The organism is Cypionkella aquatica, from assembly GCF_030161095.1.
Taxonomy (GTDB): Bacteria; Pseudomonadota; Alphaproteobacteria; order Rhodobacterales; family Rhodobacteraceae; genus Cypionkella; species Cypionkella aquatica.
The window spans coordinates 109658-127541 of sequence record NZ_BSPP01000011.1; the positions used below are offsets into that span (position 1 = coordinate 109658).

General features: G+C 60.0%; 16 protein-coding genes. 3 read left to right on the forward strand and 13 right to left on the reverse strand.

Going from position 1 to position 17884, the window contains the following annotated elements; genetic code table 11:
• Window positions 1-4 precede the first annotated feature (4 nt).
• The 13 genes from QQJ98_RS15890 to QQJ98_RS15950 all read right to left on the reverse strand — a co-directional run bounded on the left by QQJ98_RS15890 (window position 5) and on the right by QQJ98_RS15950 (window position 13170).
• Entirely contained in the window at window positions 5-895 is an 891-nt protein-coding gene (locus QQJ98_RS15890; RefSeq protein ID WP_284326342.1) for a bestrophin family protein, read from the reverse strand.
• Between the two features lie 9 nt (window positions 896-904).
• On the reverse strand, window positions 905-1987 hold the full coding sequence (gene modC, locus QQJ98_RS15895; RefSeq protein WP_284326343.1) for a molybdenum ABC transporter ATP-binding protein: 1083 nt from the start codon (window positions 1985-1987) through the stop codon (window positions 905-907).
• Entirely contained in the window at window positions 1984-2682 is a 699-nt protein-coding gene (gene modB / locus QQJ98_RS15900; protein WP_284326344.1) for a molybdate ABC transporter permease subunit, read from the reverse strand. The genes modC and modB overlap by 4 nt, the downstream gene beginning before the upstream one ends.
• A 6-nt stretch (window positions 2683-2688) precedes the next feature.
• On the reverse strand, window positions 2689-3465 hold the full coding sequence (gene modA / locus QQJ98_RS15905; protein WP_284326345.1) for a molybdate ABC transporter substrate-binding protein: 777 nt from the start codon (window positions 3463-3465) through the stop codon (window positions 2689-2691).
• 57 nt (window positions 3466-3522) lie between these two features.
• On the reverse strand, window positions 3523-3882 hold the full coding sequence (locus QQJ98_RS15910) for a winged helix-turn-helix domain-containing protein (protein ID WP_284326346.1): 360 nt from the start codon (window positions 3880-3882) through the stop codon (window positions 3523-3525).
• Window positions 3879-5570: a glycerol-3-phosphate dehydrogenase/oxidase gene (locus QQJ98_RS15915; protein WP_284326347.1), complete on the reverse strand. Its 1692-nt coding sequence runs from the start codon at window positions 5568-5570 to the stop codon at window positions 3879-3881. Before QQJ98_RS15915 ends, QQJ98_RS15910 begins: the two co-directional genes overlap by 4 nt.
• Window positions 5567-6394 (reverse strand): DeoR/GlpR family DNA-binding transcription regulator, encoded by an 828-nt coding sequence (locus QQJ98_RS15920; RefSeq protein ID WP_284326348.1) that lies wholly within the window; start codon window positions 6392-6394, stop codon window positions 5567-5569. The genes QQJ98_RS15915 and QQJ98_RS15920 overlap by 4 nt, the downstream gene beginning before the upstream one ends.
• Window positions 6391-7899 carry an FGGY-family carbohydrate kinase gene (locus QQJ98_RS15925; RefSeq protein ID WP_284326349.1) on the reverse strand — a complete coding sequence of 503 codons (1509 nt, stop codon included), beginning with the start codon at window positions 7897-7899 and terminating at the stop codon, window positions 6391-6393. The genes QQJ98_RS15920 and QQJ98_RS15925 overlap by 4 nt, the downstream gene beginning before the upstream one ends.
• A gap of 76 nt (window positions 7900-7975) precedes the next feature.
• Window positions 7976-8839, reverse strand: coding sequence for a DeoR/GlpR family DNA-binding transcription regulator (locus tag QQJ98_RS15930; RefSeq protein WP_284326350.1), 864 nt, complete (start codon window positions 8837-8839; stop codon window positions 7976-7978).
• Between the two features lie 87 nt (window positions 8840-8926).
• On the reverse strand, window positions 8927-9874 hold the full coding sequence (locus QQJ98_RS15935; protein WP_284326351.1) for a D-ribose ABC transporter substrate-binding protein: 948 nt from the start codon (window positions 9872-9874) through the stop codon (window positions 8927-8929).
• Between the two features lie 96 nt (window positions 9875-9970).
• Window positions 9971-10999 carry an ABC transporter permease gene (locus QQJ98_RS15940; RefSeq protein WP_284326352.1) on the reverse strand — a complete coding sequence of 343 codons (1029 nt, stop codon included), beginning with the start codon at window positions 10997-10999 and terminating at the stop codon, window positions 9971-9973.
• A gap of 18 nt (window positions 11000-11017) precedes the next feature.
• Window positions 11018-12535, reverse strand: a complete 1518-nt coding sequence (locus QQJ98_RS15945; protein WP_284326353.1) for a sugar ABC transporter ATP-binding protein — start codon at window positions 12533-12535, stop codon at window positions 11018-11020.
• Window positions 12532-13170, reverse strand: coding sequence for a DUF2291 family protein (locus QQJ98_RS15950; RefSeq protein WP_284326354.1), 639 nt, complete (start codon window positions 13168-13170; stop codon window positions 12532-12534). Before QQJ98_RS15950 ends, QQJ98_RS15945 begins: the two co-directional genes overlap by 4 nt.
• Before the next feature lie 655 nt (window positions 13171-13825).
• Here QQJ98_RS15950 and QQJ98_RS15955 point away from each other — a divergent pair.
• The 3 genes from QQJ98_RS15955 to QQJ98_RS15965 are packed head-to-tail and all read left to right on the forward strand — an operon-like array spanning window position 13826 to window position 17875.
• Complete coding sequence (locus tag QQJ98_RS15955) at window positions 13826-15394, forward strand: FGGY-family carbohydrate kinase (protein ID WP_284326355.1); 1569 nt, start codon at window positions 13826-13828, stop codon at window positions 15392-15394.
• Window positions 15391-16944 carry a glycerol-3-phosphate dehydrogenase gene (locus QQJ98_RS15960; protein ID WP_284326356.1) on the forward strand — a complete coding sequence of 518 codons (1554 nt, stop codon included), beginning with the start codon at window positions 15391-15393 and terminating at the stop codon, window positions 16942-16944. The genes QQJ98_RS15955 and QQJ98_RS15960 overlap by 4 nt, the downstream gene beginning before the upstream one ends.
• A gap of 1 nt (window position 16945) precedes the next feature.
• Window positions 16946-17875, forward strand: coding sequence for a sugar phosphate isomerase/epimerase family protein (locus QQJ98_RS15965; protein ID WP_284326357.1), 930 nt, complete (start codon window positions 16946-16948; stop codon window positions 17873-17875).
• Window positions 17876-17884 lie beyond the last annotated feature (9 nt).

Here is a 17884-nt window from a genome sequence, read left to right on the forward strand (position 1 = left end):
ACCTTTAACTGAGATGAAAATCAACGGGTTGCAGCGGCGGAGGTGAAGGCTGGCCCAGATGCGGGGCGAGGCTGATCTCGGCGGCACGACAGATTGCATCCAGCGGCAGCGCATTCAATGTGCTGCCGAACGGGTGACTGAGTTCCTCGGTCACTTCCGCCAGCCCAAGGAAAACGTAAGCCACGATGCCGACGAACAAAGGCGTCAGCCAGCCTGATGTGCCGACCAAAGCCATCGGCAGCAGCAGGCAAAACAGGTAAGTGGTGCGGTAAATCAGCAGCGAATAAACGAAGGGCAGCGGGGTGGCTGCGATCCGCTCGCACCCTGCTTGGGCCAGCGCGATGCTGCCAAAGCGGGCGGTCAGGGTGCGCGCACCAAAGCCATCCATCTGGCCCTTGGCATAGGCTTGCGCCAAATCCGCATGGATCAGATTGAGCGCTGAGCAGGGCGGATGCGGGTCTGCCAGCAGCTCTGGGGAACGGGTTTGGGTTTCCAGATCATGGCTTAACCTGCGCAGCTGGCGGCGATGTAGGTGCAAAAATGCCAGAGATTGCAGCAGGATACGGTGGCGCAGGCCTTGGTCCGGCAGAAATATCTCAACCTCGCGTGCAAGGCTGCGCAGATCGGCAAGCAAGCCGCCCCAAAGCTTGCGGGCCTCCCACCAGCGGTCATAGGCCGCGTTGTTACGAAAGCTGAGAAACAGCGACAAAGCGATGCCGAACACGGTAAAAGGGATGCCCTCGATATGCGGCAACAGGCCAAAATGGTGGTCGAGCAGCACCATCAGCGCCGAGAGCGCCACAACACCCGCCAAAGGAAAAGCGATATGTGGCAAGATGGACCCGCGCAAAGCGAAAGCCAGTTCCCATGCGCGGGGTTTGTCGCGGATGATCATAAGCGCCCCTTACCTTTTGCCGATATCTTTCTGCGCAACGGCAACGGATTTCACAATGGCAAAGATTGGATCTCCGGGTGCAAGCCGCAGCGCCGTGGCCGAGCGTTGGGTGATGCGGGCCAGCAGATGCTCGGCACCGATGGCCAACTGGACCAGCGCACCGTCATCGCTGAGGCGAATTTCTGTGATCTGGCCGTGCATGATGTTCAGGGCGGACAGACCTTCGGGGCGCTGGCGCGACAGGATCACATCCTGCGCGGCGATGCGGATGCGCAGGCGGGTGCCGGGGGGGCTTGCGATCTGCGGCAACCAGAGCGGGCCGCCCGCGCTGTGCAGTTCAGTCAGGCCATCGGGGCCTTGTGCGGTGATTTCGGCGCTGATCATCGCACCCGCATCACGCAACCCAAGGGCCGGGGCCAGATCGGGGTCGGCCAGCAAATCGGCGGCCGGGCCTGCATGCAGGCTGCGTCCTTGGTCGAGCACAACCAGCGTGGTGGCAAGGCGGGCGACCTCGGGCAACGCGTGGCTGACATAGAGGATCGGGATTTGAGTCTGATCGCGCAGGGTTTCGATATAGGGCAGAAGCTCGGCCTTGCGGGGATCGTCCAAGGCCGCGAAGGGCTCGTCCATCAGCAAAAGCGCGGGGTTCGAGAGCAGGGCGCGGCCGATGGCTACGCGGGATTTCTCACCGCCCGACAAAGCGCCGGGGCGGCGCTGCAGCAGCGCTTGCAGGCCCAACAAACCCACGATGTCATCGAAATTCGGGCCGTTGGAGGGCCGGGCAAACCAGCGGCCATAGCTCAGGTTTTGTTGCACGGTCAAATGCGGAAACAGTCGGGCGTCTTGAAACACATAGCCCAAGCGGCGGCGGTGGGGGGGCAGGTTTATGGCGCTAGAGGTGTCAAGCAGGATGGTGTCTGCGGTGCTGATGCGGCCTTGGTCGGGGCGCAGGATGCCCGCAACGGCATTGATAACGCTGGTTTTGCCAGAGCCAGAACGGCCAAATAGGGCGGTCAGTCCGGGCGGGGCCACGAAGTTCACATCCAGTGTAAAGCCGGGAAATTGGTGATTTAGCGCGACCGAAAGCGTCATCTGCCTGCAACCTTGCGCGCGACGCGGCTGGCGAGCAGTTCAGAGACTACCAGCGCGGCCATGGCGACGGCGATGGACACCAGCACCAGCCGGAAGGCTTGCGGATCACCACCCGGCACTTGCAGAAATGTGTAGATTGCCGAGGGCAGGGTTTGGGTTTGGCCGGGGATATTGGCAACAAAGGTAATCGTGGCGCCAAACTCGCCCATCGCTTTGGCAAAGGCCAAGACCGCGCCCGCAATGACGCCGGGCAGGATCAGCGGCAAGGTGACGGTCAGAAAAACCCAAGCGGGCGATGCACCCAGCGTGCCAGCGGCCTGTTCCAGTTTTGGATCGACCGCCTCGAATGAAAGGCGAATGGCGCGGACCATCAGGGGAAAGGCCATCACGGCGGCGGCAAGCACAGCTCCCGTCCATTTGAACGCAAGCACCAGCCCGAACCATTGGTCAAGGTATTGACCGATAAAGCCTTTGCGCCCGAAGGCCAGCAGCAAAAGGTAGCCCGTCACCACAGGCGGCAGGATCAGAGGCAGATGCACAAGGCCGTTCAGCGCCTGTTTGCCCCAGAAGTCGCGCCGCGCCAAAACATGCGCGACCGCGATCCCGAAAGGCAGGCTGAGCGCGGTCGCCCAAAGTGAGACACGCAGCGATAATGCCACGGCGCGCCATTCATCGGGGGAAAGCCAGTCGGACATGCAGCCTTACTTCAGAACGGTGAAGCCCTGGGCGACAAACACGGCGGCGCTGGCATCGCTGGACAAGGCATCCAGAAAGCTTTGCGCTTCGGGTTTGACGCTTTGGGCGGTTACCGCCGCAGGGTAGACGATTGGCGTGTGGCTGTCTGTGGGGAAGGTGGCGACCACCGAAACCTTATCGCCGCTTTCATCATCCGCGATAGCATCCGAGCCATAGACAATGCCGTAAGGGGCTTCACCCGCAGCAACCAAAGCGAGGGCGGCACGGACGTTATCGGATTGCGCGACATTGGCTTCGACGCTGGCCCAGAGCCCAAGGCTTTCGAGGGCCTCTTTGCCATATTGGCCAGCGGGGACGGAGTCGACGGTGCCCATCGACAGCTTGCCGTCACCAAGAAGCGCTTTCAAATCAAGGTCTTTGTTGATGTCTACCGGGTTTGCCTTGCCCGATGCGACCAGAACAAGAGTGTTGCCCAGCAAGTCTTTGCGGCCGTCTTTGTTGATCAAATTTTCATCTGAAAGCGTGTCCATCCACTTTTTCGACGCCGAGATGAACACATCGGCGGGCGCGCCTTGCTCGATCTGTTTCGCCAGTTTCGCAGTGCTGTCATAAGAGATCACCACGCTATTGCCAGTTTCTTTCTGCCAATCGGCGGCGATGCTATCCAGTGCGTTTTTCAGGCTGGCTGCGGCAAAGACGGTGATTTCTGCGGCAGGAGCAGCAACAGGAAAAGCAAGGCTCGCCAGCAAAGCGGCGGTCAGGGCGTGGCTGCGGGTTAGCATGGGGACTCCTGTGATATGTTTGGGTGAACATATCGACGGGACGCCTGCGTGCAAGCGTTATTTCTGCTCGGGAATATCGCGGAGCAGCGATTGCAGGGCGGCGATATGCGGGGCGGTGGCCTGCGCGCTGGCGGCTTCGGCGGCGCGATACTGCGCGATGATGGCAAGCCCCGTCGCGGTCAGCTGCGCGCCACCGCCCTTTGCTCCGCCGCGCGTGCTGTCCACCACGGGGGTTTTGAGGGCCGAATTCATTTCCTCAACCAGCATCCACGCGCGCTTGTAGCTCATTTCCATCGCGCGACCGGCTGCGGAGATCGAGCCAGTGTCGCGGATATGCTCCAGCAGCTGCACCTTGCCGGGGCCCAGTTTCAGCCCGCCGAAATAGAACCGCAGCAGGGTGTTTGTGCCGGGCTTCATCGCGCAAGGCTTTGGCGGTTGGTGTGGGCAAGCTGGGCGGTCAGTTGTGCGATTTCGGTGGCTGCGCGCTCGGGCGGCCAGGCTTTGGCCTCGGCTATGATAGCGGCGATCTGCGCCAGATCGGCGGCATTGATCGCGCCTGTCACCGCCAAAGTGATGCGGCGCAGCACCAGATCGGCAAGATGTTCTACGGCCTCGCTGCGGGCCAGCCAGTCGATCTCGGCCATGCTGTAGCTGTGCGCATGCGGCAGGCGGGTGGCGTCGCTTTGCTTTGATTTATGCGCGACAAAGCTGGCAAGGCTGGTGCCGTAGCGCGCGAACAGCTCGGTTGCGCGGGCGATGTTCAGGTTTCCCATCGCGGCAGCGGTGGCGATCAGCTTGGATTTAGCTGCATTGTCAACGGGGTAGGCTTTGCCGCCACCAATACCCAGATCGCGTGTGCTGATGCGGCGCGGATGGTTCAGGCGGGCAAGGCAGGTGTCGGCGACCTCTTCTGCAAAGCCGCGAAAGGTGGTCCATTTGCCGCCCACCAGCGAGATGATCGGATAGGGGCGGCTGGGTGTGGCTTCCAGCACCGGGGCGGAATGGTCGCGGCTGATCAGGCCGGGCATGGCGGCATCCGAGGCGGGCAGGGGCCGGATGCCGGAATAAGCATAGATGATATGGCTGTGCTCAAACGGCAGGCCAGGCAGCAAAGCCCGCAGGCTGGTCAGGAAATAGGCGATCTCGTCATCTTCGCAGCGCACGTTTTCGGGGTCCGCAGCCTTGATGTCGGTTGACCCCACCAGTGCGCGGCCAAGGTAGTCATAGACCAACAGGATGCGGCCATCGTCGGCCTCAAAGTAGATCATCTGACCGTTGAGCATTTTGATCAGCTCTGGGTGGTCAAGCAAAATGTGCGAGCCTTTGGTGCCGCCGATCAGCTTGGTCTCGACCCCCAACGCGGCGTTGACGCGGTCAATCCACGGGCCTGCGGCATTGATCACCAGCTTGGGTCTGGTGGTGAATGGGTGGCCATCCTCGCGGGTGAAGGTGATTTCCGCGCCGTTGTGTGCGGTGAGGGTGGTGTAATTCAGCGCCAAAGCATTGGGGCAGGCGGCCATGCCATCGGCCAGAAGCTCCCACACCAGCCGCTCGGGTCCGGCGATCTTGGCGTCGTAATACAGGCCCGAGGCGACGATGCGCGGGGTCATTTGGGGGAATTCGGCCAAGGTTTTGGCGCGGGATTTCATCTGGTGGCGCGGCATCACATTGGCGCGGCTGCCGTAGTGATCATAGATCGACAGCCCGACCTTTAGCAGCAAAGCTCCCCGGCTGCGCGCGGCGGTGGTTGATCCGAACAGCGTGCGCAAAGCCGCCCAAACCCCCTTGGTCCATGAGAAAATCGGGATCAGAGTCGGCAGCGGCGTCACCGCATGTGGCGCATTGCGCAACAGCAGATTGCGTTCCAGCGTTGATTGCGCGACCAAGCGAAACTCGCCGGTTTCCAGATATTTCAGCCCTCCGTGGATCATCCGTGACGGTGCCGCCGAGGTGCCGCCGCCAAAATCGCCCTTTTCAACCATCAGCACCCGCAAGCCCTGTTCGGCAAGGTCACGAAACAGGCCAGCCCCATTGATGCCAGCGCCAAGGATCAGCACGTCAATGCCATTGTCACACAGGTCTTGCAGGCGGGATTGGTCGGTCATTTTGGGTCCGTTTCGATCAGATGCAGTCGCACTCCGGCGGCTTTCAGGGCTTGGATTTCAGCATGGGGCAGCGTGGAGGCGGTCAGAACGGCGTCAAACGTACTTAGCGGGGCCAGCGCGTGCAAAGCGCTGCGGCCAAATTTCTCGTGGTTCAACAGGAGGATGCGGCGGTTTGCACTGGCCATCATCGCCTGTTTTGTGCGGGTCACTTGCGCATCCTGAATATAGGCGACACCGTTTTGCGCGGCGGAAGCCGAGCAGATCAGCACATTTGCGCGCAAGGCTGGCAAAGCGGTTTCGCACAGATGGCCGATGAACGCGTTGTAGGTGGGGTGAAACTGACCGCCAAGGCAAATCAGACTGATCTCATCCATGCCTGTCAAGGCCTGTAGACTGGCAAGGCTGTTGGTGATCACGGTCAGCGGGGCCAGTTGCGGCAGTAAACCCGCCACGGCATGGCTGGTGGAGGAATCGTCCAGCATCACCACTTGCCCCGGTTCGACAAAGCGTAAGGCGGCCCGGGCGAGGCTGGATTTCTCGGCTGTGGCCACGGTCTGGCGATAGCGGAACAGGCTTTCATACACGCCCGAGGGCAGGGCAGTGACCCCGCCATGCTGTTTGCGCAGCAGGCCAGAGGCCGCCAGCTGGTCAATATGGCGGTGAATGGTCATGCGTGAGACGCCGAAATGTTGCACCAGATCGTCGATCCGGGCCTCACCCTGCCGCAAGACATAGGCGGCGATTTCCTCGCGGCGGTTTTCTTTGGCGCGGGTATCTGGGGTGCGGGAGTCTGGGGCAGGGGGCGCGGGCGTCTCGGAGGTCATGGCACAAGGGCTTCGATCTCGGGCCACAGCGGTGCGAGACTGTCGGTGATTTTGTTGTAAAGCTGAAAGCGCGCCTCATAAGCCGCGGCGCGGGCAGGGTCGGGGCTGTAGGTCTGGCCCAAAAGCGACATATCGCGGGGGTCGTGCAGCGGGCTGTCATACAGCCCAACCGCAGCCCCGGCGCACAGGGCAGCCCCCCAAGCGGCTGCTTCTTCGGTCTGGCTGGTGGTGACGGGTATGCCCAGAATATCAGCAAACATCTGCGCAAAGGCGGGGTTGCGGGCGACGCCGCCGGTTAACCGCGCCTCGGTCACCGAGAAGCCCGCGCGCAAGGCATCAATATGCGTGCGGTGGTTGAACACGATGCCTTCCAGCACCGCACGCAGCATATCGCCGCGATTGTGCCAGCCGCGCAGGCCGGTAAAGCTGGCGCTGGCTTGCGGGCCATAGGGCGAGCCGTAAAGATAGGGATGGAAAATCAACGTCGTAGGCTTTGACAACGCAGCATCAATCTCAACCGCAAGGGCTGCGTGGATTGAGGCGCCCGCTTTGGTCGCGGCGCTCAGTTCGGCCTGACACAGGGTCTCGATAAACCAATCGTAATTGGCGGCCGAGGCGGGCGATAAAGCCATATTGTTCCACTGGCCCGGCAGGATCGCATTGCGGCACAGCCAGCGCTGATCGGTGTTGGGCGCATCTGAGACGACTTCGTTGATCGAATATGTGCCCGCGACGATAGCCACCACGCCCGTCGCATGGCCGCCGATTCCCAATGCCGAGGCGGTGACATCATGCAGGCCAGCGGCAACTGGCGTGCCCGCGACCAACCCGGTCAGGCGCGCGGCTTCGGGCGTGATATGACCGACAATCTTGGCTGATCCTGCGATGTCGGGCAGGGCGTGGGCGACGTTTTCCAGATCAAAAAGCTGAAGCGCATCAAGGGTATAGTCTTGGGTTTGCACATCGGTAAAGGCGGTCGAAGCCTCGGTTCGGTCGGTGCCGATACTGCCGGTCAGACAGAACCGCAACCAGTCTTTGCAGGCCAGAAAGGTGCCGATCTGGGCGAAGCGATCAGGCTCGTTGTCGCGCACCCACGCCAGCAATGCAGCGGGTGAACACGCAGGCGGGATCTGCCCGGTGAGTTTCAGCGCCGCATCGGCACGGTCGCGCCAGCCGTCGCAGATTGCCCCCGCGCGTCCATCCAGTGACAAGATGCCATTGCCCAAGGGGCGGTTTTCGTGATCGAGCAGATAAAGCCCGTCGCCATGCGCTGTGGCGGCAACGGCGACAATATCGCTGGCAGGGCGGCCCGAGGCTTGGATCGCTTCGGCAATCGCCTCGGCCGTGGCGCGCCATAGACCCTCCATATCACGCTCGACATGATGCGGGGCGGGCAAAAGCTGTGGGATGCGGCGGCGGGCAACGGCGATCTGCTGGCCCGAAACATCGAAAATTACCGCTTTGGTGACGGTAAGTCCATTATCAATGCCCAGAATGCTGGTCATGTTTTACCCTTGCGCTGCCGCTGCTCTGATAAAGTGAACATGACATAGTGAGATTGTAACAGCAATAGGCGCTACATTATGCATCTTCGCTGTCAAGCTCGACCCGTTGCGCGGCTTCGGATGCGATCACCACGTTAATCCCTTTGGCGCGCATCCGGGTGATATGGGCGGCATCTGTGGCATGATCGACGATCACCACATCGAATTCGGTCAGATCGCCAAAGGCATGCAAGGCGCGGCGGCTGAATTTGGTGTGATCGGCCAAAAGGATGCGGCGCTGCGCGGAATCAAACATCGCGCGTTTGGTTTCAACCATCTCGGGCGATTGGTGAAACACGATGTCATCGGTAATCGCAGGCATCGACAAGAACAGCGTATCCGCCCGCAAGCGTTTGATTTCGTTGGTGGTCATCCGGCCCATGAAGGCGTTGCACCAGTTATGCAATTGACCACCAAGCCCCAGGATCGACAGATCCCGGATGCCGTTCAACTCGTTCATCAGTATCAGAGAGTTGGTGATCGCGGTCAGCGGCACTTTGGCATGCAGGTGGGCTGCCATCTGCAAAACAGTGGTGGAATCGTCAAAGAAAATCGCCTGACCGGGTTCAACAAACTGCATCGCGGCGGCGGCAAGCGCCTTTTTCTCGGCAGATTGGCGCGAGAAACGGTAAACGTCAGAGGCCTCGATCAGGCTTGTCGGTGCGGCTGATACAATGCCGCGCGATTTACGCAAAAGCCCGCGCGCAACAAGCTCGTCCAGATCGCGGTGAGCGGTCATCAGCGAAATGCCAAAACGCTCGGTCAGATCTTCGATCCGCATAGAGCCTTCAGCCATCACGGATTCGGTGATCAGCTGGCGACGCGCGAGTTGGCGGGCGTGGCGGCTGTCAGATGGCAATTCCCCAGCGATAAGGCCAGAGGGCGGTTTCATATCGGTCATTTTGTCGCCCCTCGGGTTGTTCTAGCGATGCCTGCGCAGGGACCGAAAAGCAAGGGAGCGCTGGTGCCAGCGCTCCCCCGGGTTAGGTTATTGCGACAGGGTGAACGGGCCAGTGTAGTTGGCGACGTTGTCTTTGGTGATCAGCAGGCAATCAAACAGCTGCTTTTCGGTCGCAGCACCGGTGGCGCCGGTCTTGATAAAGCTGTCGGCCTGCTTCACAGCTTCGGCCGAGAACACGGCGACGGGCTGCAACACGGTGTATTGCATTTCGCCTGCGGTGATCGCAGCGACCGCATCCGGCGAGCCGTCAAAGCCGCCAACCTTGACGCCTTCCAGCTTGCCGGCCTCTTTCAGCGCGGCAATCGCGCCCAAAGCCATCTCGTCATTGCCAGCGATCACGCCGATGATGTCGGGGTTGGCTTGCAGGATCGACTGCATCTTGTCGTGGCCCTTGGTGCGGTCCCAATCGGCGACTTCTTTGGCGGCTTTCACCAGATCGGGGTATTGGGTCAGCACGGTTTCATAGCCGTTCGAGCGCGTGGCTGCGTTGTTGTCAGCCGGGTTGCCGAACAGTTCGGCGTAGTTGCCCGTTTCACCAACCGAAGCAACCCACTGCTGCGCGCCCAAAGCCGCACCTTGGGCGTTGTTCGACACCAGCTGCGCTTTCGCGAGGCCTTCTTTGTTGATCTCAGCGTTGACCAGGAACACCGGGATGCCCGCGTCAACTGCCTTTTGCACCGCACCGATAGAGCCATCCGCATTTGCCGGATCAAGGATGATCGCGACGGATTTGTTGGTGATTGCGGTGTCGATCATCGTCGATTCCGCGTTGGTGTCGCCCTTGTGTGCCGAAACGGCTGCGGTGTAGCCCAACGATTCAGCGGTAGCAGCGGCCACGTCGCCTTCGGTTTTCCAATAGGGGTTCGCCGGGTCATTGACGATAATGGTGATCAGGCCTTCGGCCATCGCAGTGCCTGCAAGCAGGGCGTTGATGGCGACAGCGGCAAGCAGCGCGCGCTTGGTCATGGTGAACATAGTCTCTCTCCCTTGGTTGAATTCGTCTTGGTTTGCCAATCACTTGGCCGGGTCTTTCCGGCACGGATAGGGACCGCGCCGGTGAAGTTCGGGGCCTCAGGCATTAGCCTTCGGCTTGTATTGAATAGAGTTCAGCAGCACGGCGAGCACGATCACAGCACCCGTGAAAACCGTCTGCCAGTAAGAAGACACGCCGATGATCACCAGACCATCCGACAGAAAGCCGATCACAAATGCGCCCAGCATTGTGCCGCGAATGGTGCCGCGCCCGCCCGTCAGGGCCGCGCCGCCAATCACCACAGCGGCGATCGCGGTCAACTCGTAAGAGTTGCCTGCGGTGGGGCCAGCCGAAGTCAGTTGCGACGACAAAACCAACCCAGCGATGGCGGCACAGATGCCCGACAGGACGTAGACCGTGATCTGCACCCGCTTGACCGGCACGCCCGACAGTTCCGCTGCCCGCTCATTGCCGCCCGAGGCATAAAGCCAGCGGCCAAATGCAGTACGCGACAGCGTCAGCCCCGCTAAAATCGCCAAAGTCGCCAGCACCAGCACCCCGATCGGCACGCCGCCCAGCCGGTTAAAGCCCAGCCAGTTGAAGCCCTGATTGCCCAACTCGGCTTTGCCGCTCAGGTTGTTGAAGGTCAGGCCGTTGGTCATCAACAGCGCAATGCCGCGCGCCACATACATCACCCCCAGCGAGGCGACAAAGGCCGGCACTTTGAACAAAGCCACCAGCGCGCCGTTCACAAAACCAACCAACGCGCCCATCGTGCAAGTCAGGATCACCACCGCCCAGACAGGCGGATACAGGATCACGCCCGCCGATTCGATCAGCACACCGTGCATCAGAAAACCCGCGATACAGCCCGACAGCCCAAGCGTAGAGCCGACCGAAAGATCAATGCCGCCGTTCAGGATCACCAGCAGCATCCCAATCGCAAGGATGCCGTAGATCGCGACATGGCTGGCCATCACCAGAAAGTTTGCCACCGACAGATAGTTCGGGCTTAGCAACGAGAACACCACGATAATGGCGATCAGCGCGAAAAAAGCACGGCCCTCCAGCAGCAGGGCAATCGGGTCAAACCCTTGTTTTGTATTCGGCTTTGGGGTCGATGACATGAGGTGCTCCAGTTGCGCTTAGTGAGCCACGGCTTCGCCAGAGGCGGCCATGATCTTTTCTTTGGCGACGGTGTGATCAAATTCAGCCGAGATCCGGCCGCGGTGCATAACGATGATACGGTGGGCAATCGAAAGGCACTCGCCGACTTCCGAAGTCGAATAGATCACCGCGAGGCCCTGTTTCGCGCCTTCTGCCAACAGGCGGAACACCTCGGCTTTCGCGCCAATGTCGATGCCGCGCGACGGCTCGTCCAGCACGATCACCTTTGGGTTGGTGGCCAGCATCTTGCCGATCACCACCTTTTGCTGATTGCCGCCCGACAAAGACCCAATCGGGGCTGCGCCAGAGGCATCGGTTTTCACTGTGACCTTGCGAATGGCCTCAGCAACCACCGCAGTTTCGGCTTTCCGAGACGTAAACAGGCCCTTGGTAAACGCGCCGATGCTGGCCAGTGACAAGTTTTGGCCAACCGACATGGTCTGCACAAGGCCATCACGCTGACGATCCTCTGGCACCAAAACCAGGCCGCGGGCGATGCGTTGTGCGATCGTCAGGCCCGCTACATCGCGGCCCTGCAACATCACCCGACCGCCCGAAGGCGCCAGCCGACCGGCGACACATTCCAACAACTCGGTGCGGCCTGCGCCCATAAGCCCATAGATACAAATGATTTCCCCGGCCTTCACCGAAAGGCTCAGGCGGTCCACGACAGAAAAGCCCACCCCCGCCGCGTCTGGCACAGACAGGTTTTCGATGCTTAAAGCGGTTTCGCCCATCGCATAGCCCTCAGGCGGGCTGCCCAGATCGAAATTCTCGCCGACCATGTTGCGCACGATCCATTCAAGGTCGATTTCGCTGCGCTTTGCATAGGCCGTCATCGCGCCGTCGCGCAGCACCACAGCATGATGGGTGATCTGCAAGGCCTCTTCCAGATGGTGAGAAATATACACAATCGACACGCCCCGCGCGGTCAGATCACGGATCACCTTAAACAACACTTCGACCTCGGTGGCCGACAGCGCGCTTGTCGGTTCGTCCATGATCAGGATGCGGCTGTTTACCGACAAAGCCCGTGCAATTTCAACGATTTGCTGCTGGCCAAGCCTAAGTTCTTCCACCGGGGTCAGCGGGTCGATGTCTTCCTCAAGCTCTGCCATCAGCAGGCGGGTCTGACGTTCTTCTTCCGCAAAATCGACGCCAGAGCGCCCAATGATTTCGCGGCCCATGAAGATATTGTCGCGCACGTTCATATTGCGGGCAAGGCTAAGTTCCTGGTGGATAATCGAAATTCCACGATTGCGCGCATCGGTTGAATTGGCGAATGTGACAGCTGCCCCATCCAGCACGATCTCGCCCGAGGTGGGTTTGACCACGCCCGACAGAATCTTCATCAGTGTCGACTTGCCAGCGCCATTTTCGCCGAACAGGGTCGTGACTTGCCCCGGATGAATGTCAAAATTCACCCCCTTCAAAGCGTGGATATTGCCATAAGCCTTGGCAATATTGCGTGCAGAAAGAACGGGTTGCGCGGTCATTTCACCACCAGTACAACCGGGGTGATCATCCAGCTTTTCGGGTTCACCAGCTTGAACGCGCCCGTAACTTCAACGGTTTTTCCGGTCAAAGCGCTGTTGTCGATGCCATCCAGCACGAGCTTTTTCATCTCTTTGTTCAGCGCAGAACCTGCGTCCTGATATTCGATCTGATTGGTGAATTGGCTAAAGCTGATCTCGCCGCTTGCATCGCGAAGTTCGGTGCCATTGATCGCGGGGCCGGTCTGCACCCGCAGCCGCAACGGTGCCGGAATCCCTGCAACATCGACGAAGTAGAGGCCAGACTTGCCCTCTGCAACGACACCTTCAAACTTTACCGGATAAACGCCACCGACAGAGTATTTCGCCTCTGCCGCCTTGGGGTCGGCGGCAATCGCGGTGGCCAGTTCAACCGCATCCACCGCGCGGCTGGTGATATTTTCCAGCACTTTCGGGAAGGTCGCGGCGCCGTAAGCTTCGGGTGAGAATTTTGCCGCGCGCACATCCTGATCAGAGCCGATCTGCACCACGGTGGTATCCAGCGCCATCGCGCCCAAAACCAGCACGACAGCGGCTGCGGTTATCAGCAGGCTGCGTTTGCGTTGCGGCGCGAAAGCGGTGTCTGGCTGTTGGCTCATCTGACGGTGACCTTGGATAGGGCTGAAAAGGGCAGTGAAGTGGCGGTGAGGCGCAGGGTGGATGCGAAAAATGCCCGATGTGGCAAGCACATACGGCGCGATCGGCCGCGATGCGGCTGCAAATTTGACATGACTCCCCCCTTTTCACCAAGCCAGCCAACGATTTCCTCCCGCTGGATGATTTGACCGTCTAAGCACCACAATCGTGATAGAGTTATGGTATCAACTGTTAAGATACTGTTATATGTTAATCCGTCTGTCAATCGGGTCTTTTGCAGGCGACACGCTCATCTTCTTAGCATTCCGCGGCTTATGTCATGCATTTGCAGCCGAGTCTCAGGGCTATTCTGCGCCTGCGAAAAGCGCTGCGTTGCGGCGAATAATCTTGCCACCATGCGGGTATTTATCACCTAATATATTGTATTTGCGTCATTTTAAGGCGGGTCTGGGCGGCAAGACTGCTGCAGTCCTCTCACAGCGATCCGCGCAAGCTAATCTCCGGCTACTGTGTCTCCAGCATCAGTTGACACAACTCAGTTTATCTGAAAGAAATTACGATGTCCGCAAAATAATTCATCACTTGTGTTATTGCTATGTGATAATACTTCGGTACCAATCGGAGGGGTTGGGAATTTGGCGGCGTCAGGGAGGCGGCATGGCAGAGCTTTTGATCGGCATTGATTCTGGTACTTCGGTGGTCAAGGCTGTGGCGTTTAGCCGCTCGGGCCTGCAGATCGCCGCCCACGCGGTGCCCAACAGCTATGTCTCCGGGGCGGATGGTGCCGCGACGCAATCGCTGACCCAAACCTGGGCCGATTGCGCGCAGGCTTTGCGCGGGCTGGGTGAAAAGGTGCCAAACCTTGCCACCCGCACCGCGGCTGTGTCTGTGACTGCGCAGGGCGACGGCACCTGGCTGGTGGGCGCGGGCAACAAGCCCGTCGGTGACGCTTGGCTTTGGCTGGATGCCCGCGCGGCCCCCACGGTGCAGCGCCTTGCCGCAAGCCCCGCCAATCGCGCGCGGTTTGAGGCAACTGGCACCGGGCTGAACACCTGCCAGCAAGGCACGCAGATGGCGCATATGGATCGCTTTCACGCCCAGCTGCTGGACGCAGCCGAGGTTGTATTGCATTGTAAAGACTGGATTTACCTTAATCTCACTGGCGTGCGTGCGACCGACCCTTCCGAGGCGAGCTTTACTTTCGGCAACTTCCGCACGCGCGCCTATGATGACAGCGTCATTGACGCCTTGGGGCTATCGCACCGACGCAAACTGCTGCCTGAAATCATCGATGGCAGCCAGATCACCCATCCTTTGACCGCCGAAGCCGCCGCACAAACCGGGCTGCTTGCTGGCACCCCGGTCAGTCTTGGCTTTGTCGATATGGTGATGACTGCGCTGGGGGCGGGGGTGCATACCGGGGCTGCGGGGGCGGCCTGTTCGACCGTCGGATCCACTGGCGTGCACATGCGCGCGACCCCGGTTGAGGGCGTGCATCTGAACGCCGAGGGCACCGGCTATGTGATCTGCCTGCCGGTGCCGGGAATGGTGACGCAAGTACAAACGAATATGTCGGCGACGCTGAACATCGACTGGATTTTGCGGATGGCAGCCGATCTGATGTCAGACTTCGGGCGGCCCACCAAACATGCCGACCTCGTGCCGCTAATCGAAAGCTGGCTTGCCGCCAGCAAACCCGGCGCGGTGCTCTATCACCCCTATATTTCCGAGGCCGGAGAGCGGGGGCCCTTCGTCAATGCCGATGCGCGTGCGGGCTTTGTCGGGTTGAATTTCAACCATCGTTTTGCCGATATGTTGCGCGCGGTGGTCGAAGGTCTGGGCATGGCTGCTCGCGATTGCTACGAGGCGATGGGCTCTAAGCCATTGGAATTGCGTCTAACGGGTGGGGCTGCCCGCTCTAAAGGTTTGCGCGGCGTTCTGGCCGCGGCCACGGGCGCCCCCGTGCGCGTCTCAGAGCGCGAAGAGGCTGGCGCAGCTGCGGCGGCAATGATGTCGGCGGTGGCGATTGGAGCTTATCCGTCGATGGATGCTTGCATTGCCGAATGGGTCACCCCGCTTTTGGGTGCGGCTGAACCCGCCGATCCGGCCCTGACTGCCCTCTATGCCCAAACCTATCCCGCTTACAAATCCGCTCGCGAAGGGCTTGCCACAGCTTGGGCGACCCTTGCCGAGACGCGCCACGCCAAAGACAGGACCGCACAATGAGCCTTAGTCATCCTAACGATAGATTTTCTAACGATAGAAATTCTGACCCTAATAAATCTGACTCTCATCTGGTTGATCTGTTTGTGATCGGGGGCGGTATCAATGGTGCAGGCATTGCGCGAGATGCAGCGGGGCGTGGGCTGTCGGTGGTTTTGTGCGAGAAAGACGATCTTGCGCAGGGCACCTCGTCGCGGTCAGGCAAGCTGGTGCATGGTGGCCTGCGCTATCTGGAATATTACGAATTTCGCCTTGTGCGCGAAGCGCTTATCGAGCGCGAAGTGCTTTTGAACGCCGCCCCACATATCATCTGGCCAATGCGATTTGTGCTGCCGCACTCGCCCACCGATCGCCCCGCATGGTTGGTGCGGCTGGGGCTGTTTTTGTATGATCACCTTGGCGGGCGCAAAAAACTACCGGGAACCCGCACGCTGGATCTGCGCCGCGATCCGCAGGGCGCGCCGATCATGGATCAGTATAAACGCGGCTTTGAATATTCGGATTGCTGGGTCGATGATGCGCGATTGGTGGTGCTGAACGCGTTGGATGCAGCAGAAAAGGGCGCGCAGGTGCTGACCCGCACGGCGTGCACCTCGGCCCGGCGCGAGAACGGCGCTTGGACGGTGGAAACCACCGATCACATCGGCGAAAAACGCAGCTTCCGCGCCAAATGTCTGGTGAATGCGGCGGGGCCGTGGGTCACCGATATCGTGACACGGGTGGCTGGATCGAACTCTGCCCGCAATGTGCGGCTGGTCAAGGGCAGCCATATCATTGTGCCGAAATTCTGGTCGGGTGATCACGCCTATCTGGTGCAAAACCATGACAAACGGGTCATCTTCATTAACCCTTACGAAGGCGACAAGGCACTGATCGGCACCACTGACGTCGCCTACGAAGGCCGCGCAGAAGAAGTCACGGCGTCAGAGCCCGAGATTGAGTATCTGATGGCCGCCGTTAACCGTTACTTCAAGCAAAAGCTGCGGCGTTCTGATGTGGTGCATCATTTCTCGGGGGTGCGTCCGTTGTTTGATGACGGCAAGGGCAACCCTTCAGCGGTCACCCGCGACTATGTTTTTGATCTGGATGAGACGGGCGGCGTGCCGCTCCTGAACGTATTTGGCGGCAAGATCACCACGTTCCGCGAGTTGGCAGAGCGCGGTTTGCACCGCTTGAAAGCGATCTTTCCGCAAATGGGTGCGGATTGGACTGCCCATGCGACACTACCGGGCGGCGAGATGCCAAGTGCCGATTATGAAAGCTTTGCCAATGACTTGCGTGTGGCCTACCCTTGGATGCCGCGCAGCCTGATCGCGCATTACGGCCGCCATTACGGCGCCCGCACCCGCGATCTGGTCGGCAGCGCAAGCGATCTCAGCGGCCTTGGTCAGCATTTCGGCGGTGATCTATACGAGGCAGAAGCCCGCTATCTGATCACCCGTGAATGGGCGCAGACGGCGGAAGATGTTCTGACCCGTCGCACCAAGCACAACCTGCATCTGTCCGCCGATCAGCAGGCGGCTTTCACCGCTTGGATGCGGCAGGGGGCGTGAAATGTTAACACTTTCGCTCAACACCAACCCGCTTGTGAACCGCTTTGCTGACCCGGACGATCTGATCGAAACCGTCGCCCGCGATCTGCGGATTCGCGATTTGCAGTTAACGCATGAGTTTATCAACCCGTCATGGCCTGCTCCGGTGATCCGTCGGCTGACCCGCCAGATGCAGGCGGCGCAGGCCCGCACCGGCGTCCGCATCACATCAGGCATGACCGGGCCCTATGGCCGTTTGAACCATTTCGGCCATCCGGACCGTGACGTGCGCCGCTATTATATCGACTGGTTCAAGACCTTTGCCGACATTACCGCCGATCTGGGCGGCACCAGCGTCGGCACCCAGTTTGCGATCTTCACTTACCGCGATTTTGATGATCAAAAGCGCCGCGAATACCTGATCCAGATTGCGATTGAGGCCTGGGGCGAGGTTGCAGAGCATGCGAAATCGGCGGGGCTCTCCTATGTTTTTTGGGAACCGATGAGTGTCGGGCGCGAATTTGGCGAAACCATTTCTGCCGCCCTTGCCCTGCAATCCCGCCTGACGGCTGCCAAAATGGCGGTGCCAATGTGGATGATGGCCGACATCGACCACGGCGATCTGACCAGCCCAAATCCAGATGATGTTGACCCCTATGCCTGGGCGCGCGCCGTGCCAAAAGTATCACCAATTATCCATATAAAGCAAAGCCTTATGGATAAGGGCGGTCACCGTCCCTTCACTGCTGCCTTCAATGCCGAGGGGCGGATTCAGCCCGAACCTTTGCTGGCGGCCTTCGCCGAAGGCGGTGCAAAAGACAACGAAATCTGCCTTGAGCTGTCGTTCAAAGAGCGTGATCCGAATGACCGCGAGGTTATCACGCAAATTGCCGAAAGCATTGCGTTTTGGGCGCCACATATTAACAGCGGTGTCGAAGATCTTCACATATGACGGGGGTTC